This window comes from Pseudarthrobacter oxydans, assembly GCF_034258515.1.
Lineage (GTDB): Bacteria > Actinomycetota > Actinomycetes > Actinomycetales > Micrococcaceae > Arthrobacter.
In genome coordinates this window covers 576,145-592,910 of sequence record NZ_CP139438.1, presented here as the reverse complement: position 1 = coordinate 592,910, position 16,766 = coordinate 576,145, and the positions used below count along the sequence as shown (strand labels likewise).

Here is a 16,766-nt window from a genome sequence, read left to right as displayed (position 1 = left end):
GGGTCGGTGCGGCGTCGTGCTTTGCCCTGGAAGGCAGGCGAGACTCAGCGGGGCAGGCGGGCCTTCTCGCCGCCCAACTGCTGCGTGATCCGGTGGGCCTCCGCCATCAGCAGGCCGCCCAGTTCTTCCTGCCGGTCGGGCTTGAACCGCGGCTCGATTCCGGTGAGTGAGAGGGCCCAGGCGGGCCGGCCGGCCTGATCGAACACCGCCGCGCCCATGCCCCAGCTGCCTTCCAGGACCAGCCCGGGATTCACCGAGTAGCCCGCCAGCCGGGTCCGGGCAAGGTTGGCCCGGACCAGTTCCTCCGTGTGGGCGGCGGCGAAACTGCCGGCGTGTTCCACCCAGTGGCTGAACAGCTCCTCCTGCTCGGCCTCGGGCAGGAAGGCCATGATTGCTGTGCCCGCGGAGGCCACGCCGAGGGGGAACCGCACGCCCTCGTGCAGCACGAAGGACCGGACCGGAAAGCTGCCTTCCTCACGCAGCAGGCACACCGTTTCGGAACCACGCCGGATGGAGAAGAACGCACTCTCGCCGGTGGCTTCGGCAAGCCGGCGGAGGCTGGGCCTGGCGATGTCCTCCAGCGGAAACCTAGCCGACGCCACTGATCCCATCAGGAGGATCTCGGGCCCTAAAACCCAGTTGCCGCTTCCGGCATCGTGGTCGAGCAGCCCCTCGGAAGCCAGGGAGGAGAGGAGCCGGTGGACCGTGGGCCTCGTGAGGCCTGATTCCTGCACCAGCGCGGCCAGGGACATCCCCTCCGCGCTGCGACCGACCAGCCGCAGCAATCCGGCGATGCGGCTTACCACTTGGGCTCCCTGCACGGGAATTTGGCTCATTTCACTCCTTTGATGTCCATAATGTGGATTGTGATTAGCGTACCGTCCACACTGTAGAACGGGCTAGTTTCGGCATGCTGCGACCGCCTTGACACCCCCAAAGACTGCCCGTACTGTCCCTTTCCAGACCAACTGTCCACAAAGTGGATGACTGCAGGACACTCAATGAGGAGACGCCATGACCAAACTCCAGCCAACTGCCGCCGCCGCACTGGAAGGGGGCCTGCGGGACGGCATAACCCTGGCTGTGGGCGGATTCGGCCTCAGCGGCATACCCGCAGACCTGATTGCAGCGGTGCGCGATTCCGGGGTGAAGGACCTGACGGTGGTCTCGAACAACATGGGTGTGGACGGCAAGGGCCTGGGCATCCTGATCGAGGCCGGCCAGGTCCGCAAGGTCATCGCAAGCTATGTGGGCGAAAACAAGCTCTTTGCGGAGCAGTACCTGGCCGGACGGCTTGAGGTTGAGTTCACGCCGCAGGGAACCCTGGCCGAGCGTCTGCGCGCAGGCGGCGCCGGCATCCCTGCTTTCTACACCAGGACCGGCGTGGGAACCCTGGTTGCCGAAGGCAAGCCGCACGAGGTGTTCGACGGCGAAACATACGTCCAGGAGCGGGCCATCCGGGCCGACGTCGCGCTTGTCCACGCGCACACCGCGGACACGGACGGTAACCTCACGTACCGCTACACCGCCCGCAACTTCAACCCCGTCATTGCAACGGCAGGGCTGCTGACCATCGCGGAGGCGGAAGTCATCGTTGAACCAGGCGCACTGGACCCCAACCACATCGTCACGCCCGGCGTGTACGTCCAGCGGCTTGTCCAGGCCAGCAGCCGGATCAAGGACATCGAGCAGCGGACCGTCCGGCCGCGCGTCATGTCCGTAGCTGCCGAACCACTGGCCGTCTGAAAACCGAACCCACCGAGGAGTACATCATCATGGCTTGGACCAGGGATGAAATGGCTGCCATCGCAGCCGAAGAACTGAACGACGGCGACTACGTCAACCTGGGCATCGGCATCCCCACGCTGGTGGCCAACAACCTGCCCGAGGGCGTGCGGGTGGTGCTGCAGAGCGAAAACGGGCTGCTGGGCATGGGACCGTTCCCGTACGAGGGCGAAGAGGACGCCGACCTCATCAATGCGGGCAAGCAGACTGTCACCGTATTGCCGGGCGGAAGCATTTTCGATTCCGCCACCTCCTTCGGCATGATCCGCGGCGGCCACGTGAAGGTCGCCATCCTCGGCGCCATGCAGGTTTCCGGCAGCGGCGACCTCGCCAACTGGACCATCCCCGGCAAGATGGTCAAGGGCATGGGCGGGGCCATGGACCTGGTGGCCGGTACGCCGCGGGTGGTGGTCCTCACCGAACACAACGCCAAAGACGGTTCGGCCAAGATCGTGCGGGAGTGCACGCTTCCACTGACCGGCCTCGGCGTGGTGGACCGGATCATCAGCGACCTCGCAGTGTTTGACCTTGTGAAGAACGGGCAGGCACCAGGAGGCGGCCGGCAGCTCACGCTGACCCGCCTCGCGCCGGGGGTCACCGTGGAGGAGATCCGCGAAAAGACGGAAGCGGAGTTCGCTGTCGCATTGGAAGAAACAGCCCTGGAAGGAGCTTCAGCATGAGCCTCAAGGAACAGTTCGGCAAGGATGTCCTGCTCACGGGCTGGGGCCACAGCCGATTCGGCAAACTGACGGACGAGACCCTGGAATCCCTGATCGTCCAGGTGTCCGCCGAAGCCATCAGCAATGCCGGCATCGAGCCCGGCCAGATCGACGAGATTTACCTCGGGCAGTTCAACTCCGGCATGATGCCGCTGGCGTTCCCGTCGTCGCTGGCGCTGCAGGTCTCCCCCGACCTGGCGAACGTCCCCGCCACGCGCGTGGAGAACGCCTGCGCCTCTGGTTCCGCTGCCTTCCAGCAGGGCACCAAGTCGCTGCTGGCGGGCACGGCCAAGACCGTGCTGGTGATCGGCGCGGAGAAGATGACCCACGCGGGCGCCGAAGTTGTGGGGGCGGGTCTGCTGGGCGCCGACTATGACATGGCCGGCAAGGCGTCCACCACTGGATTCACCGGGCTCTTCGCCGAGGTGGCCAAGCACTACGGGAAGCGGTACGGCGACGGGAAACTGGGCGACGTCCTGGGCAGTATCGCCGCCAAGAACCACCGCAACGGCGTGGACAATCCCTATGCCCAGCTCCGCAAGGACCTCGGCGAGGACTTCTGCCGCACCGTCTCGGACAAGAACCCCATGGTGGCCGATCCCCTGCGCCGCACGGACTGTTCCCCCGTCTCGGACGGTGCCGCCGCCGTCGTGCTGTCAACCTCCGCAACCGGCGGTGCCACTGCGCCCGTGCGGCTCGCAGGCTTTGGCCACGCGAACGATTTCTTCCCCGCGGCCCGCCGTGACCCCGTGGCCTTCGAGGCCACCCGCGCCTCGTGGCAGCGCGCGCTGGCGATGGCCGGCGTCGGGCTGGCGGACCTGGACTTCGCCGAAGTCCATGACTGCTTCACCATCGCCGAACTGCTGATGTACGAGGCCATGGGCCTGACGGAGCCCGGCCAGGGCGCCCGGGCCATCGAAGAAGGCTGGGTGTACAGGGACGGCAAGCTGCCCGTCAACGTCTCTGGCGGCCTCAAGGCGAAGGGCCACCCCGTGGGCGCAACCGGAGTCTCCCAGCACGTCATCGCCGCCATGCAGCTCACGGGGACCGCGGGCGACATGCAGCTCGCCGCCCCCCGCCGGGCTGCCGTCCAGAACATGGGCGGCGTGGGCATCGCCAACTACGTCAGCGTGCTCGAGGCCGCCTGAACTCCTAGCCGCGGTGACGGAGCAGGTTGGCGATCTCCGTAAAGCCCAGGCGTTCGGCATTCTGGAGGGCGGTCCTGCCCTCCGGATCGCGGATTTCCGGGTCGGCGCCGGCTGCAAGGAGAAGCCTGACCACCTCCTGCTGGCGGGGACCGCCGCTGTTCAGCAGGATGGCCTCCTGCATGGCGGTCCAGCCCAGGTTGTTGACGTGGTTGACAGGCACGCCGGCGTCGATCAGGATCCGGACAGTGTCCACGTGGCCGTGCTCGCTGGCCGGGATCAGTGCGGTGCCGCCGTAACGGTTGGTGCTGGCGACGTCGGCTCCGGCCGCCAGCGTCAATCCGAGCACCTCGTTGAATCCTTCGGCGCCCGCGTACAGGAAAGCCGAGTCCTGGAGTGCGTCCTTGGCGTTGACGTTCCCGCCGCGGCGAATCAGCTCCCTGACCAACGGGACGTCGTTGGCCTTGGCAGCAGTGACGAGGTCCTGGTCGAGTTGCGCCTGTTCCCCGGCGGACAGGGCCGGCGGGGGAGGCGCGGCAGGCGCCGTTGCAGGAGGCCCCCCTTTCGTGCTTCCAGGGGACGACGGCGGAGCAGCCTGCGGCGGGCGGGCCTCCTTCGGCCCCGCCTGGCACGCCGTCATGGACAAGGCCAGGGAAAGGACCAGGCCAAGCGCCCCGGACCTCAAAACCGGCATCATTCCGCGCCGCCCAGCCTACTGGCCGGCAGCAGCGGCAGCGATGGCATCAGCGCCGGCTGCAGCACAGGCTTCATCCAGGGCACCGTCCGGAGCGCCGCCGACGCCGATGCCGGCCACCGAAACACCGTTGACCTTCAGCGGGAGGCCGCCGGCCAGGAAGAGCGTGCCCGGAAGGTCCGCGATGCTGGGGCCCGTTCCGTTGATCCGCTTGGCGAGCTCGCTGGTGGGGGTCCCGAAGGCTGCCGCCGTGTAGGCCTTCTCCCGGGCGGCCTCAATCGTGTGTTCGGCCGCATTGTCGCCCCGCAGGAGTGCCTGTACGGTCCCGAAGCGGTCCACCACCGCCACAGTCACGAACGGCAGGTTGTCCGCCTGGCACTTAGCCAGCGCGGCCTGGACAGCCTTGGCCGAGGCGCCCACCGAAATGCGGTTCTGCTGCACCACGTTGGCGGGCGCAGGCTGGATGTCAACGGCGGGGACGGCCGACGGGGCAGGCCCGGCGCCCGCATTCGCGGCAGCCGTCACCCCGGCGGTCAGGGCAAGGGCGCCGGCGGCTGCCGCGGCGACTACTTTTGTGGACTTTTTCATGGTGTTTCCTTTGGTCGGCCATCGCTTGAAGCGGGTACGTTTTCCATCCTTCCGCCCCGGATGCCTCCTGCCATCGGGCCTTCGGCTGCTTACCGCTGCTCCATAAAGCCAGCCGTATCAGCCAAAAGGCGGAGAGACGCCGCAGGGACCCGGGCAATAACATGGTGGATACCGTTCCTTCCATCCCGAACCGGAATCCCCATGCCCACCCGAGCGTCCGTTCCATCCCCGGCCGAGGCCTCCGCAGGGAGCCAACCACCCTCCCTGGTCCGGTCCAGCACCCCGTCCGCTGTACCGTCCGCAGGCGGCCTGCCGGGCCGGGCGTCCCTGGCCGGCATCGGCTTGGCCGTTCATCTTGGCTTCGCGCTGCTGCTGGTGGCGTCGCTGGTCCGCTACGTGATGCGGCACAGCCCGGCGGACAACCTGATGGTCCTCGGACTGGCCGCCGTCGCCTGCCTGTTGTACGCCGTCGTGGCCGTGCTGGCCCGGCGCGGGCACCCCGGGGCTCCATGGATGTTCGCCCTGGTGGCAGTCTGGGCAGTCCTGGTGGTTGCAGCTCCGAGCTTTGCCTGGTGCTCGTTTGCGCTCTTCTTCCTCAGCCGCTACGCCCTGGCCGGCGCCGCGGCGTACGCCGCGGCTGGAATCACGGCCGCTGCCACCGCTGCCGGCCTGTTCCGGATGAGCGGCGGCACGGACCTGGCCATGCTCCTCGGCCCGCTGGCCGTGGGCGCCATGCTGACGCTCATCTATGACCGGATCCAGCACGACGCCGAGGAGCAGCGCCGCCTTCACGCCGAGGTTTCACTGGCCCAGGAACAGCTGGCGGCGAGCGAGCGGCGCGCGGGCACCATCGCCGAGCGGGAACGGGTCTCCCGGGAAATCCACGACACCGTCACCCAGGGGTTGGCCAGCAGCCTGCTCCTTCTCGAGGCCGCAGGGCGGGCCTGGCCAAGTGACGCGGCGCGGCGGGATCTCCGCGAAGCCACTGCGCTGCTGCGGGGCAACCTGTCCGAAACCCGCAGCCTGGTGCACGAGCTCGCGTCCCCGGGCCTGGACGCGTCCCCGCTGCCCGAAGCCCTGCTCCTCGCGGCACGGCAATATGTTCCGGAGGCCAGGCTCCTCGTCACCGGGGAGCCACGTCCTGTGTCCCCGGAGGTCCGCCACGCGCTGCTGCGGGTAGTGCAGAGCGCCGCCTCCAACATCCGGCTGCACGCCTCCGCGGGCGCAGCCGCCGTGACCCTCGGCTTCCTTCCGGAGGCGGTCACCCTGGACATTTACGACGACGGCGCAGGCTTCGACCCGGCGGCGGCAGCACCGCCGTCGGACGCCGGCGGTTATGGGCTGCGGGCCATGCGGCAACGGGTGGAGCAGCTGGGCGGCGTTCTTTCGGTGCAAAGCGCGCCCGGGGAAGGGACCATCGTGGCCGCCCAGTTGCCTTTGCCCTCCGCCGGACAGGGCACTGCGGACACTGCAGGGGCACCGGCATGAGCGCGATCACCGTCCTGCTGGTGGACGACCACCTGGTGGTGAGGAGCGGGCTGCGGGCCCTCCTGGGGACGCAGCCCGACCTGCAGGTGATCGGAGAGGCAGCATCCGGGGAAGAAGCGGTGGAGCGGGTGCAGGAGCACTCCCCGGCCGTGGTGGTCATGGACCTCGCCATGGGTTCCGGCATGGACGGGATCGAGGCCATCAGGAAGATCCGCAAACGCAACAGTGGCCAGGCGATCCTCGTGTTCACCACGTACGACTCCGACGCGGATATTGTGCGGGCAGTCGATGCCGGCGCCATGGGATACCTGCTGAAGGATGCAGCTCCGGAGGAAATCTTCGCTGCCATCCGGGGAGCGGTCCAGGGCAAGAGCGTCATGAGCCCGCCCGTGGCGTCGCGGCTGTTCCAGCAACTGCGCAATCCGGAGGAAATCCTCACTCCCCGGGAGGCCGAACTGCTGAGCCTCCTCACGGAGGGACTGAGCAACCGCGAACTCGGCCGGCGCCTTTTTATCTCGGAAGCCACGGTGAAGACGCACCTGGCCCACATCTACGCCAAGCTCGGGGTGGACACCAGAGCGGCCGCAATTGCCACCGCCATCCGACGCGAAGGCATGCGTTGACCTCGCCAAATGTTGCCCAACCCTTGCAAGCGCGGCTTCCGCCCCGTACGTTGGGGACTGCGGGGGACGTTCTCCGCGCACTTCGGGCTTATTGCCCGGGGAGAGAATCAGAGTCACACGAAGGAATGCAGCCATGGCAACAGGCACAGTTAAATGGTTCAACGCCGAAAAGGGTTTTGGCTTCATTGCCCCCGATGACGGGTCCGCTGACGTTTTCGCCCACTACTCGGCAATCGCCAGCAGCGGATACCGTTCACTCGATGAGAACCAGAAGGTTGAATTCGATGTGACCCAGGGCCCCAAGGGCCCGCAGGCAGAGAACATCCGCCCGCTCTAAGGCTTAGGTGACCTCCGGCTCTGCCGGGGAAACCCTGTACCAGGCAGCGGCCCCTTCAGCATCATGCTGGAGGGGCCGCTGTTTTGCTCCCCCACGTCAGCCCCGTCGCTTCTCCCCCGATTCCGGCTGGGGTTTGGGACAATTGGAGGGTGATAGGACAGGACCAGGGCCAGGATCCCTGGGAGGAGTTCGACAGGCTGGGACCGGCCGTGCCTGACCGCGTTCCCGGGCACCCCGGCGGGGAACCCCTCGGCTTCGGTTTCCGCACCGGTGTGCGTAGCGCACGCGTCGCCATCGGATTTGCCGTCTACACCCTCGCGCTGGGGACCATCCTGGCCCTGACCGGATGCATCTTTTTCGCCGCCCGCGGGCAATGGCTGCTCGTGGGACTGATGCTCGCCATCGAGGCAGTCTTCATTTTCGCGTTCAGGAGGCTTGTGGCGCAGGCCCGGAACCGGTCAGCCCGGCACCGTCCGCGCGGCCATGGTTTTCCCGAACAACCTGCTTGACCTTGACGCAGCGTCAACCCCTACGCTCGAAGCATGGATGCAGCGGAAGGTAAGGCCGGCCCGGACTGGGCCATCCAGGACATCGCCAGGATGGCCGGAACCACCAGCCGTACGCTGCGCCATTACGGCGACATTGGGCTGCTGAAGCCCAGCCGCGTGGGCAGCAACGGCTACCGGTACTACGACGCCGCCGCCCTCCTGCAACTGCAGCGGATCCTCCTCCTGCGGGAGCTTGGGCTGGGCCTGCCGGCCATTGCCGAAGTCTTCCGCCGGCAGACAGACGCGGTCGAAGCGCTCAGCCACCACCTGGAGTGGCTGGGCCAGGAACAGGATCGGCTTTCGCGGCAGATGGCGTCCGTCCGGCAAACAATCGAAACGATTAAAAGAGGAGGCGGGATGGTGGCGGAAAAGATGTTCGACGGCTTTGACCACACACAGTACAAGGACGAGGTGGAGGAGCGCTGGGGCAAGGATGCCTACGCAAAGAGCGATGCCTGGTGGCGGGGCATGGATGCAGCGGGGAAACAGGAGTGGAAGTCCGCTGCTGAAAAGCTCGGCGGCGACTGGATCGCCGCGGCTGGTTCAGGGGCCGCCCCGGATGGCGCTGAGGCCCAGGACTTGGCCCGGCGGCAGGTCGAATGGCTGTCAGCCATTCCCGGGACACCCGCAGCCGGGCAAGGCGGGGACCTCAAGGGGTACGTGAGCGGACTGGCGGAAATGTACGTGGCCGATGCCAGGTTCGCCGCCAATTACGGGGGTGAAGAAGGGGCGGCGTTTGTTCGTGACGCACTGCTGGTGTACGCCGACAGGAACCTCCAGGACCCGGCGCCGCCAAACAGGAGGGCCCGCTAGACGAAGGCCGACTTCCCGGTGACGGCACGCCCCACAATGAGGGAATTGATCTCGTAGCTGCCCTCGTAGGTGTAGAGGATTTCAGCGTCACCGAAGAGCTTGCCCATCTCATAGTCGGCACTGATTCCGTTGCCGCCCAGCAAGGACCGTCCCATGGCCACCGATGCCCGGGCAAGCCTGGTGGTGGTGGCCTTCGCCATGGCGGCCTGCGCCATCTCCAGCTTCCCCTCCTCCTGGATGCGGGCCAGCTGCACCATGAGTGCCAGCGAGGCGGTGGCATTGCCCAGGATGTCAGCGAGCTGTTGCTGGACCAGCTGGAACCGCGCCAGTTCCCGGCCGAACTGCCGGCGGCTCAGCGAGTAGGCCCGCGCAACGTCGAACGCGGCAAGCTGGATTCCGGCGGCCTGCCAGCCCACCCAAGCGCGGGAGTCCCGGAGCAGGTCGTTCGCCTTGGCGAAGTCGGTGGCCCCGGGCAGCAGGTTGGAAGCCGGGATGCGGACGTCGCGCAGGGTGATGTCTGCGTTCTGCATGATCCGCAGGCCTATCTTGTTGAAGATCTTGGTGGCTGCATAGCCGGGCCGGTCCGTCTCCACAATGAAGGCCTTGACCTGCTGGTCTGCCATGTCCCGGGCCCACACCAGGGCAAAGTCTGCGATGGTTCCTGCACCGATCCAGCGCTTGGCGCCGTTCAGGATCCATTCATCGCCGTCCAGCCTGGCGGACGTCTCCAGCCCTCCGGAGATGTCGGAACCATGGCCAGGTTCCGTCAGGGCAAAGGCCCCCAGGCTGGTAAAGGCTTCCAGTCCCGGCAGCCAGCGGTGCTTCTGCTCCTGGGAGCCCAACTCGTTGAGGGTGCCCACGATCAGTTCGTTGTGGATCCCGGCCAGCGCCGAGAGGGACACATCCGCCCGGGCCATTTCCACGTACATGAGGCCCTTGAAAAGAACCGAACTGCCGTCCACCTGAAGCGCGCCGAGGCCATGCCTGCCCAGTTCCGCCAGCAGGCCGAAGGGGAACTCTTCGCGGTTCCAATACTGGATGGACTGTTGGCGCACCCGTGCCTGCAGGAATTCGCGGACGCTGAGGAACCTCTCGCGTTCGTGGTGCGGCAGGAGGTCCGCCACGTACATCAGGTCCGCGTCAGGAAAGGGCAGTGCGTCGGTGGGACCTTGCGGCTGCACTGGCATAAGTCCCCTCCGCTCACGTAACCGTTGGATGTCCTAGTATATTCACAAGGCCAGGAAAAAGTGAGCCGCATCACCCCGAGGAAAGGTGTTCCATGCCTGCCCCGCTCTCCCGCGATCCCATTGCCGAAGCCCAGCGGAACTGGGAAGAACACGGCTGGGGGGATGTGGCCGCTCCGATGGCGGCCATAACGGCCATCATGCGCACCCAGCAGATCCTGCTGGCCAGGATCGAGTCCATCCTCAAACCGTTCGGCCTCACGTTTGCCCGCTATGAACTCCTGGCGCTGCTGAGCTTCGCCAGGAAGGGTTCGCTTCCCATGAACAAGGCGAGCGCCCTGTTGCAGGTCCATCCCACGTCCATCACCAATGCAGTGGACAGGCTGGAACGCGCCGGCTTGGTGGCCCGTTTCCCGCACCCTACGGACGGCCGGACCACGCTGATCGAACTCACCACCGAGGGGCGCACCCTGGCAAAGCGTTCGACGGCGGCCCTCAACGCCGAGGTGTTCAGCGCCCCCGGCTTTGATCCCGGCGACGTGGAGCACTTGATCCGGATCCTCCGGGCCTTCCGCCGGAACGCCGGCGATTTTGAGGATTGAGGATCATGCGGGTCTAGGGGAAATCCTGGTCAGCGTCGGTATTTCTCCCGCTTGAACCGCCGGACCACGAGGGCGGCCACGGCAATCGCCAGGGCAGCGTAGACCGCGTAGTTCAGGAACTTGGAGTACTGCTCGATGAGCTGGTACTGGGTGCCCAGGAGGTAGCCCAGGCCAATCAGTGCCCCGTTCCACAGACCGCTGCCGGCCAGGGTGAACAGGCTGAAGGTGCCCATGGGCATGCGCGATGCCCCTGCCGGGAGCGAGATCAGGCTGCGGATGCCGGGGAGCAGCCTGCCGAAAAAGATCGATGACCTGCCGTGGCGGCGGAACCAGCCTGCCGCGTGTTCAAAATCCTCCCGGTCCACCAACGGAAGCCTGGACAACCCCCGGATGGAGCGCTCCAGGCCCAGCCTGGCGCCAAGCCAATAGAGGAACAAGGCTCCGAGGTAGGCCCCAAGCGTGCTTGCCAAGAACACCATTACCAGGTTCAGGGACCCCTGCTTGGCAAGGTAGCCGGCCAGAGGCAGGATCACCTCACTGGGGATGGGCGGCACCACAGTTTCGGCGAGGGTAAAAGCACCTACGCCCCACTCGCCAAGCTGCTCTATGGCGCGGGCGGCGACGCCTACCAGGCCGGTGAGGTTATCCGTCGAGCCGCCTGCATCCCCCGCCAATGCCCACATGCCACTCCCCCATCCGGTTCAAGGTTGCCCTGCCTTGTTTACCTTACGCACCTGTGAACAGGCTGGGACCTATCCTTACCGGTGCCTGAACTCCGGCTGGCGCTTCTCGCTGAATGCCGCCATGCCTTCCTTCTGGTCCTCTGTGGCGAAGAGGGAGTGGAACAGCCTGCGCTCGAACAGGACACCCTGGGCCAGCCCGGTTTCGAAGGCGGCGTTCACGGCTTCCTTCGCCACCATGGCCGCGGGCTTGGACTTTGACGCGATCACATCAGCGGCCTTGAGGGCCTCCTCCACGACATCCTCGGCAGGCACCACCCGGGACACCAGGCCGCAGCGGTCCGCCTCCTCCGCTCCAATGAACCGTCCCGTAAGGATCAGGTCCATTGCCTTGGCCTTGCCCACCGCACGGGTCAGCCGCTGCGAACCGCCCATGCCCGGCAGGACGCCCAGGTTGATCTCCGGCTGGCCGAACTTGGCGTTGTCCCCGGCGATGATGAGGTCGCACATCATGGCCAGCTCGCATCCGCCCCCCAGTGCGAATCCAGAGACCGCGGCAATGGTGGGAATGCGGAGCCTGGTGAAATCCTCCCAGCCGCGGAACCAGTCGGCTGCATACATATCGATGTAGCTTTGGTCCGCCATCTCCTTGATGTCCGCCCCGGCAGCAAAGGCCTTGCCGGAACCCGTGATGACCACGGCTCCCACGCCCGGATCTGCGTCCATGATCCTCACGGCGGACACGAGTTCCTCCATGGTGTCCTTGTTGAGGGCATTAAGCGCGTGCGGCCGGTTCAGCGTCACCAGCCCTACCCGGCCCCGCTGTTCCACGAGGATGTTCGTGTATTCCGTCACTCCGGGCTCCCGTCGTCCTGCGCGGCACTGCGTGCTGCGCTTGGTGGTGCACCGCCTGACGCGTCCTGCAGTGCACTGGTTCTTGAGTTGTCTGGTTCCGCGCCGTCCGGGCGCCCGGACATGTTGCGGATGTCCGTGATGATGCCCGAGAAGTCCCTGCCGGCGCCCTCCCCCGCGGCAAACGTATCGTAGATTTCTGCTGCGAGCGGGCCCATCCGCGCCGCCACCCCGGTGCTTTTGAGCGCGTTGAGGGCGAGGTTGAGGTCCTTTGCCATGAGGGCTCCGGCAAAACCGGGCTGGTAGTCGCGGTTGGCAGGGCTCGTGGGAACGGGGCCGGGGACCGGGCAGTTGGTGGTGAGCGCCCAGCACTGCCCGGACGCTGCAGACGCCACATCAAACAGCGCCTGGTGGCTCAGGCCCAGCTTCTCCCCCAGGACGAAAGCTTCGCTGACGGCGATCATGGAAACACCGAGGATCAGGTTGTTGCAGATCTTGGCAGCCTGGCCCGCGCCGTGCCCCCCGCAGTGCACCGCGCGCTTGCCCATGACGTCGAGCAGCGGACGGACGTGCTCGACGCCCTCGTCCTCCCCGCCGACCATGAAGGTCAGGGTGCCGGCTTCCGCGCCCACCACGCCGCCCGAGACCGGAGCGTCCACTGACCGGTGGCCGGCGCCCACAGCGAGGGCTGCCGCTTCGCGGGCCTCGTCGACGTTGATGGTGGAGCAGTCCAGGAACATGGTTCCGGGCTTCGCCGCCGCCAGCAGCCCCCGTTCTCCGGCGTTGCCGCGGTAGGCATCCAATACATGCCGGCCGCTGGGGAACATCGTGAGGACCACATCCGCGCCGGATACTGCTTCCTCCGCGCTCGCCGCAGTGGGGACGCCGGCGGCCTGGGCGGCTTCAAGGGCTGCCGGCACAACGTCGAAGCCGGTCACGGGGTAGCCGGCCCTGACCAGGTTCACGGCCATGGGCCCGCCCATATGGCCGAGGCCCAGGAACGCCACAGTGTACTTTTCAGGCATGGTCAGGCTCCTTTAGCTGCAGGTCCACGCTGTTGAGGTCCAATTCCCTGCTGCCCAGCGGCTCGAAAAAGCGGTCCACCAGGCCCGGTTCCACCTCGGCCAGGGTGGGCGGCTTCCAGCGGGGGTTCCGGTCCTTGTCCACCACCTGCGCCCGGATGCCCTCCCGGAAGTCCGGCGCAGACAGGAACCGGAGGCCCACGCGGTATTCCTGGGCCAGGGCCTCATCCAGTGTCCGGCCCCTGATCCTGCGCAGGGAGGCCAGCGTGACCTTGACCGACGTGGGCGACTTCGCCTCGATGGTATCGGCGGCCTGCAGGGCTTCGGCGCTCTTGCCCCCTTGGTAGCCGCGCAGGCGCCGCACAATGTCCTCGGCGTCGTCCGAGGCATAGCAGCTGTCGATCCAGTCCCGCTGCCCCTCCAGCACGGAGGGCGGGGCTTCCACCCGGTAACGCCCGACGGCGGCGTCCGCCGTCTCGTCCTCCAGCGCCGCCACCAGGGCAGGCAGCTTTTCGGACGGGACAAAGTGGCTGGCCAGGCCAAGGAACAGGGCGTCCGCTGCGGTCAGATGCGCGCCCGTCAGGGCGGCATGGGTTCCGGCTTCCCCGGGGGCGCGGGACAGGAGGAAGGTCCCGCCCACGTCGGGGGCAAAGCCGATGGTGGTTTCCGGCATCCCCGTCCGGGTGCGCTCGGTGACCACCCGGACGGACCCGTGCGCGGAAATGCCAACGCCCCCGCCCAACACCAGCCCGTCCATCAATGCCACATAGGGCTTGGGATACCGGGCAATGAGGGAATTGACCTGATACTCCGTCTCCCAGAAATGCGCCGTCCTGCCACCGCCCGCCAGCATGTCTTCGTAGATTGCCACGATGTCGCCGCCGGCACAGAGGCCACGGCTGCCGGCGCCCTGCACCAGGACCGTGGCAACGCCGTCGTCGTCCGCCCACAGGGTGAGCTGCTCCAAAAGCGCGCCAACCATCCCCGCCGTAAGCGCATTCACCGCCTTGGGCCGGTTGAGGGTCACCACCCCCAGCCGGCCGCGGCGCTCGAACAGCACCTCGGCGTTGCTGCCTGCAGCTCCGGAGGGGCTCCCGGCACCGTCTGCTGCGCTGTTTGCCATGCTGGCCGCCATCAGCTTCCTTCCGGCATCACGAAGCTGGCTCCGTTGCGTATTCCTGACGGCCACCGCGTGGTCACCGTCTTGGTCTTGGTGTAGAAGCGGAACGCGTCCGCGCCGTGTTGGTTGAGGTCGCCGAATCCTGACGCCTTCCAGCCACCGAACGTGTAATACGCGATGGGCACGGGGATGGGCACATTGACGCCCACCATGCCCACGTCCACCCGGGTGGCGAAATCCCTGGCGGCGTCACCGTCGCGGGTGAAAATCGCGACGCCGTTGCCGAACTCGTTGTCAGTGCACAGCCGCAGGGCTTCATCATAATCAGCCGCCCTGACAACGCTGAGGACGGGACCGAAGATCTCATTGCGGTAGATCGCCATGTCCTTGCTGACGTGGTCGAAAAGGGTGGGCCCTATCCAGAAGCCGTCTTCATGTCCCTGCACGCTGAAGCCCCGGCCGTCGGCCAGCAGCGTGGCGCCTTCATCCACCCCTGCCTGGATGTAGCCCTCGATGCGCTCCTTGGCGGCAGCCGTGACCACCGGGCCAAAGTCCGTGTCCTTGTCCAGGCTTGGGCCCACCTTGAGCGCCTTGATCCGTTCCTGGAGCCTGGCCACCAACCGGTTGGCTGTCTCCTCCCCTACCGGCACGGCCACCGAAACAGCCATGCAGCGCTCGCCGGCTGAGCCGTATCCCGCTCCGATGAGGGCGTCGGCCGCCTGGTCCAGGTCCGCATCAGGCATGACCACCATGTGGTTCTTGGCACCGCCAAAGCACTGCGCCCGCTTTCCGTGGGCCGCAGCCGTGGCGTAGATGTACTGGGCCACGGGGGTGGAGCCCACGAACCCCACGGCTTTTACCCGGGGATCCTCGAGCAGGGCGTCCACTGCTTCCTTGTCTCCGTTCACCACATTGAACACCCCGTCCGGAACGCCCGCCTCGGCGTACAGCTCGGCCAGGCGGAGGGGCACGGAGGGATCGCGTTCGGAGGGTTTCAGGATGAAGGCGTTGCCGGCCGCCAGGGCGGGGCCGGACTTCCACAGCGGAATCATCGCTGGAAAGTTGAACGGCGTGATGCCCGCCACCACGCCAAGGGGCTGGCGCAGTGAGTGGATGTCAATCCCCGGGCCCGCATCGGTGGAGAACTCGCCCTTGAGCAAGTGCGGCGCGCCGGCAGCGAACTCCACCACTTCCAGGCCGCGCTGGATGTCGCCTTTCGAATCGGCGAGGGTCTTCCCATGTTCGGAGGAGAGCAGCCGGGCGAGCCCATCGATGTACTGGTTGACCAGGTCCACGAACCGCAGCATGATCCTGCCGCGCCGCTGCGGGTTCATGGCCGCCCACTCCACCTGCGCCTTTTCCGCGACAGCTACTGCGTTCTGCACCTCGTCCCGGCCGGCGAGCGGCACCCGGGCCTGGACCTCGCCGGTGCATGGATCAAAGACGTCGCCAAATCGGCCTGACAGGCCGGCAGCATGGTGGCCGCCGACAAAATGGGACAGTTCGCGGACCATGACTGCAGGCTCCTTCGCATGTGATCCAGGTCATTCCTGTTTGCGAATATACTCGGACTTCCTACTAATTTCCATACGCGCCGCCCTGGCCCGTGGCAGGGTGGCGGTCTGCGCCGTCGTACGGCACAGTGGTGCCCGATTCCGGCGGATTGGACCCACCGCGCGGGCGTGTCCGCGCCGTTGTGCCCCGTTTCGGAGCCCTGCCCCGGTCCGCATCTCCGGCGCTCAAGGTAGGTTAGGAACTGTGAAGATTGCTACCTGGAACGTGAACTCCCTCCGTGCCCGCGCCGACCGCGTCGAAGCCTGGCTTCAGCGCAGCGACTGCGATGTCCTGGCCATCCAGGAGACCAAGTGCAAGGATGAAAACTTTCCGTGGGAACTCTTTGAGCGGATGGGCTACGAGGTTGCCCACTTCGGCGTCAACCAGTGGAACGGGGTGGCCATCGCTTCCCGCGTGGGGCTGGACGACGTGGAGCGCACCTTCCTGGACCAGCCCTCGTTCGGCAAGGCCGGCAAGGACCCCGTGCAGGAGGCCCGGGCCATGGCCGCCACCTGCGCCGGTATCCGCATCTGGAGCCTCTACGTCCCCAATGGCCGTTCCCTGGACGACGAACACATGCCGTACAAGCTCAAGTGGCTGGAGAGCCTGAAGACGCACGCCCAGGAACTGGTCACGCAGAACCCCGAAGCCCAGGTGGCCCTGATGGGCGATTGGAACATCGCCCCGTTCGACGAGGACGTCTGGGACATCGACCTCTTCGTCAACAACCGGTACACCCACGTCAGCCCGCCCGAGCGAGCCGCCTTCCACGCTTTCGAGTCGGCAGGCTTCACCGACGTAGTGCGCCCCTACACCCCGGGCCCGGGCGTATACACGTACTGGGATTACACCCAGCTGCGCTTTCCCAAAAAAGAGGGCATGCGGATCGACTTCGTGCTGGCCAGCCCGGCCCTGGCGGCGCGCGTGACCGGCGCTTCGATCGACCGCGAGGAGCGCAAGGGCAAGGGCGCCTCGGACCACGCCCCCGTGCTGGTGGAACTGGCGGACTGAT

The 16,766-nt window shown here is 66.7% G+C and carries 19 protein-coding genes; 10 read left to right on the top strand and 9 right to left on the bottom strand.

What is annotated here, in order from left to right; all coding sequences use genetic code 11:
• Positions 1–44: 44 nt before the first annotated feature.
• Positions 45–836, bottom strand: a complete 792-nt coding sequence (locus tag SMD14_RS02755; protein WP_321215233.1) for an IclR family transcriptional regulator — start codon at positions 834–836, stop codon at positions 45–47.
• Positions 837–1,014: 178 nt separating this feature from the next.
• Here SMD14_RS02755 and SMD14_RS02750 point away from each other — a divergent pair, with 178 nt between their 5' ends.
• From SMD14_RS02750 to SMD14_RS02740, 3 genes are read left to right on the top strand one after another with little or no spacing between them, the layout of a single operon-like run.
• Positions 1,015–1,746 (top strand): CoA transferase subunit A, encoded by a 732-nt coding sequence (locus SMD14_RS02750; RefSeq protein ID WP_321215232.1) that lies wholly within the window; start codon positions 1,015–1,017, stop codon positions 1,744–1,746.
• 29 nt (positions 1,747–1,775) lie between these two features.
• Positions 1,776–2,465 (top strand): CoA transferase subunit B, encoded by a 690-nt coding sequence (locus SMD14_RS02745; RefSeq protein ID WP_321215231.1) that lies wholly within the window; start codon positions 1,776–1,778, stop codon positions 2,463–2,465.
• Positions 2,462–3,652, top strand: a complete 1,191-nt coding sequence (locus tag SMD14_RS02740; protein ID WP_321215230.1) for an acetyl-CoA acetyltransferase — start codon at positions 2,462–2,464, stop codon at positions 3,650–3,652. Before SMD14_RS02745 ends, SMD14_RS02740 begins: the two co-directional genes overlap by 4 nt.
• A 4-nt stretch (positions 3,653–3,656) precedes the next feature.
• On the opposite strand, the gene SMD14_RS02735 is transcribed toward SMD14_RS02740, so the two are convergent.
• Both SMD14_RS02735 and SMD14_RS02730 read right to left on the bottom strand, forming a co-directional pair.
• A complete protein-coding gene (locus SMD14_RS02735; protein ID WP_321215229.1) occupies positions 3,657–4,346 on the bottom strand; it encodes an ankyrin repeat domain-containing protein in 690 nt (229 codons plus the stop codon).
• Positions 4,347–4,361: 15 nt separating this feature from the next.
• On the bottom strand, positions 4,362–4,931 hold the full coding sequence (locus SMD14_RS02730) for a heme-binding protein (protein ID WP_321215228.1): 570 nt from the start codon (positions 4,929–4,931) through the stop codon (positions 4,362–4,364).
• Between the two features lie 201 nt (positions 4,932–5,132).
• Here SMD14_RS02730 and SMD14_RS02725 point away from each other — a divergent pair, with 201 nt between their 5' ends.
• The 5 genes from SMD14_RS02725 (at position 5,133) to SMD14_RS02705 (ending at position 8,740) form a co-directional block, all read left to right on the top strand.
• On the top strand, positions 5,133–6,419 hold the full coding sequence (locus tag SMD14_RS02725) for a histidine kinase (protein WP_321215227.1): 1,287 nt from the start codon (positions 5,133–5,135) through the stop codon (positions 6,417–6,419).
• A complete protein-coding gene (locus SMD14_RS02720; RefSeq protein WP_321215226.1) occupies positions 6,416–7,042 on the top strand; it encodes a response regulator transcription factor in 627 nt (208 codons plus the stop codon). The genes SMD14_RS02725 and SMD14_RS02720 overlap by 4 nt, the downstream gene beginning before the upstream one ends.
• Before the next feature lie 133 nt (positions 7,043–7,175).
• The gene (locus tag SMD14_RS02715) at positions 7,176–7,379 is read left to right on the top strand and encodes a cold-shock protein (RefSeq protein ID WP_013599688.1); all 204 of its coding nucleotides are present in this window, start codon (positions 7,176–7,178) and stop codon (positions 7,377–7,379) included.
• Between the two features lie 149 nt (positions 7,380–7,528).
• Positions 7,529–7,888: a hypothetical protein gene (locus tag SMD14_RS02710; RefSeq protein WP_321215225.1), complete on the top strand. Its 360-nt coding sequence runs from the start codon at positions 7,529–7,531 to the stop codon at positions 7,886–7,888.
• Between the two features lie 33 nt (positions 7,889–7,921).
• The gene (locus tag SMD14_RS02705) at positions 7,922–8,740 is read left to right on the top strand and encodes a TipAS antibiotic-recognition domain-containing protein (protein WP_321215224.1); all 819 of its coding nucleotides are present in this window, start codon (positions 7,922–7,924) and stop codon (positions 8,738–8,740) included.
• Here SMD14_RS02705 and SMD14_RS02700 read toward each other — a convergent pair.
• Positions 8,737–9,927 (bottom strand): acyl-CoA dehydrogenase family protein, encoded by a 1,191-nt coding sequence (locus SMD14_RS02700; RefSeq protein ID WP_321215223.1) that lies wholly within the window; start codon positions 9,925–9,927, stop codon positions 8,737–8,739. The two genes, SMD14_RS02705 and SMD14_RS02700, sit on opposite strands and share 4 nt — an antisense overlap.
• Positions 9,928–10,019: 92 nt before the next feature.
• On the opposite strand from SMD14_RS02700, the gene SMD14_RS02695 reads away from it, so the two are divergent.
• Positions 10,020–10,526: a MarR family transcriptional regulator gene (locus SMD14_RS02695; RefSeq protein WP_321215222.1), complete on the top strand. Its 507-nt coding sequence runs from the start codon at positions 10,020–10,022 to the stop codon at positions 10,524–10,526.
• 29 nt (positions 10,527–10,555) lie between these two features.
• On the opposite strand, the gene SMD14_RS02690 is transcribed toward SMD14_RS02695, so the two are convergent.
• From SMD14_RS02690 to SMD14_RS02670, 5 genes are all read right to left on the bottom strand, one after another.
• Positions 10,556–11,209, bottom strand: a complete 654-nt coding sequence (locus SMD14_RS02690) for a DedA family protein (protein WP_157239413.1) — start codon at positions 11,207–11,209, stop codon at positions 10,556–10,558.
• A 75-nt stretch (positions 11,210–11,284) separates the two neighbouring features.
• Positions 11,285–12,061, bottom strand: a complete 777-nt coding sequence (locus tag SMD14_RS02685; RefSeq protein WP_321215221.1) for an enoyl-CoA hydratase — start codon at positions 12,059–12,061, stop codon at positions 11,285–11,287.
• Positions 12,058–13,083: a 3-hydroxyisobutyrate dehydrogenase gene (gene mmsB / locus SMD14_RS02680; RefSeq protein ID WP_321215220.1), complete on the bottom strand. Its 1,026-nt coding sequence runs from the start codon at positions 13,081–13,083 to the stop codon at positions 12,058–12,060. The genes SMD14_RS02685 and mmsB overlap by 4 nt, the downstream gene beginning before the upstream one ends.
• Entirely contained in the window at positions 13,076–14,203 is a 1,128-nt protein-coding gene (locus SMD14_RS02675) for an enoyl-CoA hydratase/isomerase family protein (RefSeq protein WP_321215219.1), read from the bottom strand. Before SMD14_RS02675 ends, mmsB begins: the two co-directional genes overlap by 8 nt.
• Positions 14,204–14,214: 11 nt before the next feature.
• Entirely contained in the window at positions 14,215–15,714 is a 1,500-nt protein-coding gene (locus tag SMD14_RS02670) for a CoA-acylating methylmalonate-semialdehyde dehydrogenase (RefSeq protein ID WP_321215218.1), read from the bottom strand.
• 244 nt (positions 15,715–15,958) lie between these two features.
• Here SMD14_RS02670 and SMD14_RS02665 point away from each other — a divergent pair, with 244 nt between their 5' ends.
• Complete coding sequence (locus tag SMD14_RS02665) at positions 15,959–16,765, top strand: exodeoxyribonuclease III (RefSeq protein ID WP_321215217.1); 807 nt, start codon at positions 15,959–15,961, stop codon at positions 16,763–16,765.
• Position 16,766: the final 1 nt, after the last annotated feature.

What these genes read in the sequence shown, in the direction of transcription:
- SMD14_RS02750 (WP_321215232.1), top strand. Translation starts at nt 1,015, where the DNA reads ATGACCAAACTCCAGCCAACTGCCGCCGCCGCACTGGAAGGGGGCCTG.
- SMD14_RS02670 (WP_321215218.1), bottom strand. Translation starts at nt 15,714, where the DNA reads ATGGTCCGCGAACTGTCCCATTTTGTCGGCGGCCACCATGCTGCCGGC.
- SMD14_RS02695 (WP_321215222.1), top strand. Translation starts at nt 10,020, where the DNA reads ATGCCTGCCCCGCTCTCCCGCGATCCCATTGCCGAAGCCCAGCGGAAC.
- SMD14_RS02700 (WP_321215223.1), bottom strand. Translation starts at nt 9,927, where the DNA reads ATGCCAGTGCAGCCGCAAGGTCCCACCGACGCACTGCCCTTTCCTGAC.
- SMD14_RS02735 (WP_321215229.1), bottom strand. Translation starts at nt 4,346, where the DNA reads ATGATGCCGGTTTTGAGGTCCGGGGCGCTTGGCCTGGTCCTTTCCCTG.
- SMD14_RS02715 (WP_013599688.1), top strand. Translation starts at nt 7,176, where the DNA reads ATGGCAACAGGCACAGTTAAATGGTTCAACGCCGAAAAGGGTTTTGGC.
- SMD14_RS02690 (WP_157239413.1), bottom strand. Translation starts at nt 11,209, where the DNA reads ATGTGGGCATTGGCGGGGGATGCAGGCGGCTCGACGGATAACCTCACC.
- SMD14_RS02725 (WP_321215227.1), top strand. Translation starts at nt 5,133, where the DNA reads ATGCCCACCCGAGCGTCCGTTCCATCCCCGGCCGAGGCCTCCGCAGGG.
- SMD14_RS02675 (WP_321215219.1), bottom strand. Translation starts at nt 14,203, where the DNA reads ATGGCAAACAGCGCAGCAGACGGTGCCGGGAGCCCCTCCGGAGCTGCA.
- SMD14_RS02730 (WP_321215228.1), bottom strand. Translation starts at nt 4,931, where the DNA reads ATGAAAAAGTCCACAAAAGTAGTCGCCGCGGCAGCCGCCGGCGCCCTT.
- SMD14_RS02755 (WP_321215233.1), bottom strand. Translation starts at nt 836, where the DNA reads ATGAGCCAAATTCCCGTGCAGGGAGCCCAAGTGGTAAGCCGCATCGCC.
- SMD14_RS02740 (WP_321215230.1), top strand. Translation starts at nt 2,462, where the DNA reads ATGAGCCTCAAGGAACAGTTCGGCAAGGATGTCCTGCTCACGGGCTGG.
- SMD14_RS02745 (WP_321215231.1), top strand. Translation starts at nt 1,776, where the DNA reads ATGGCTTGGACCAGGGATGAAATGGCTGCCATCGCAGCCGAAGAACTG.
- SMD14_RS02705 (WP_321215224.1), top strand. Translation starts at nt 7,922, where the DNA reads ATGGATGCAGCGGAAGGTAAGGCCGGCCCGGACTGGGCCATCCAGGAC.
- SMD14_RS02720 (WP_321215226.1), top strand. Translation starts at nt 6,416, where the DNA reads ATGAGCGCGATCACCGTCCTGCTGGTGGACGACCACCTGGTGGTGAGG.
- mmsB (WP_321215220.1), bottom strand. Translation starts at nt 13,083, where the DNA reads ATGCCTGAAAAGTACACTGTGGCGTTCCTGGGCCTCGGCCATATGGGC.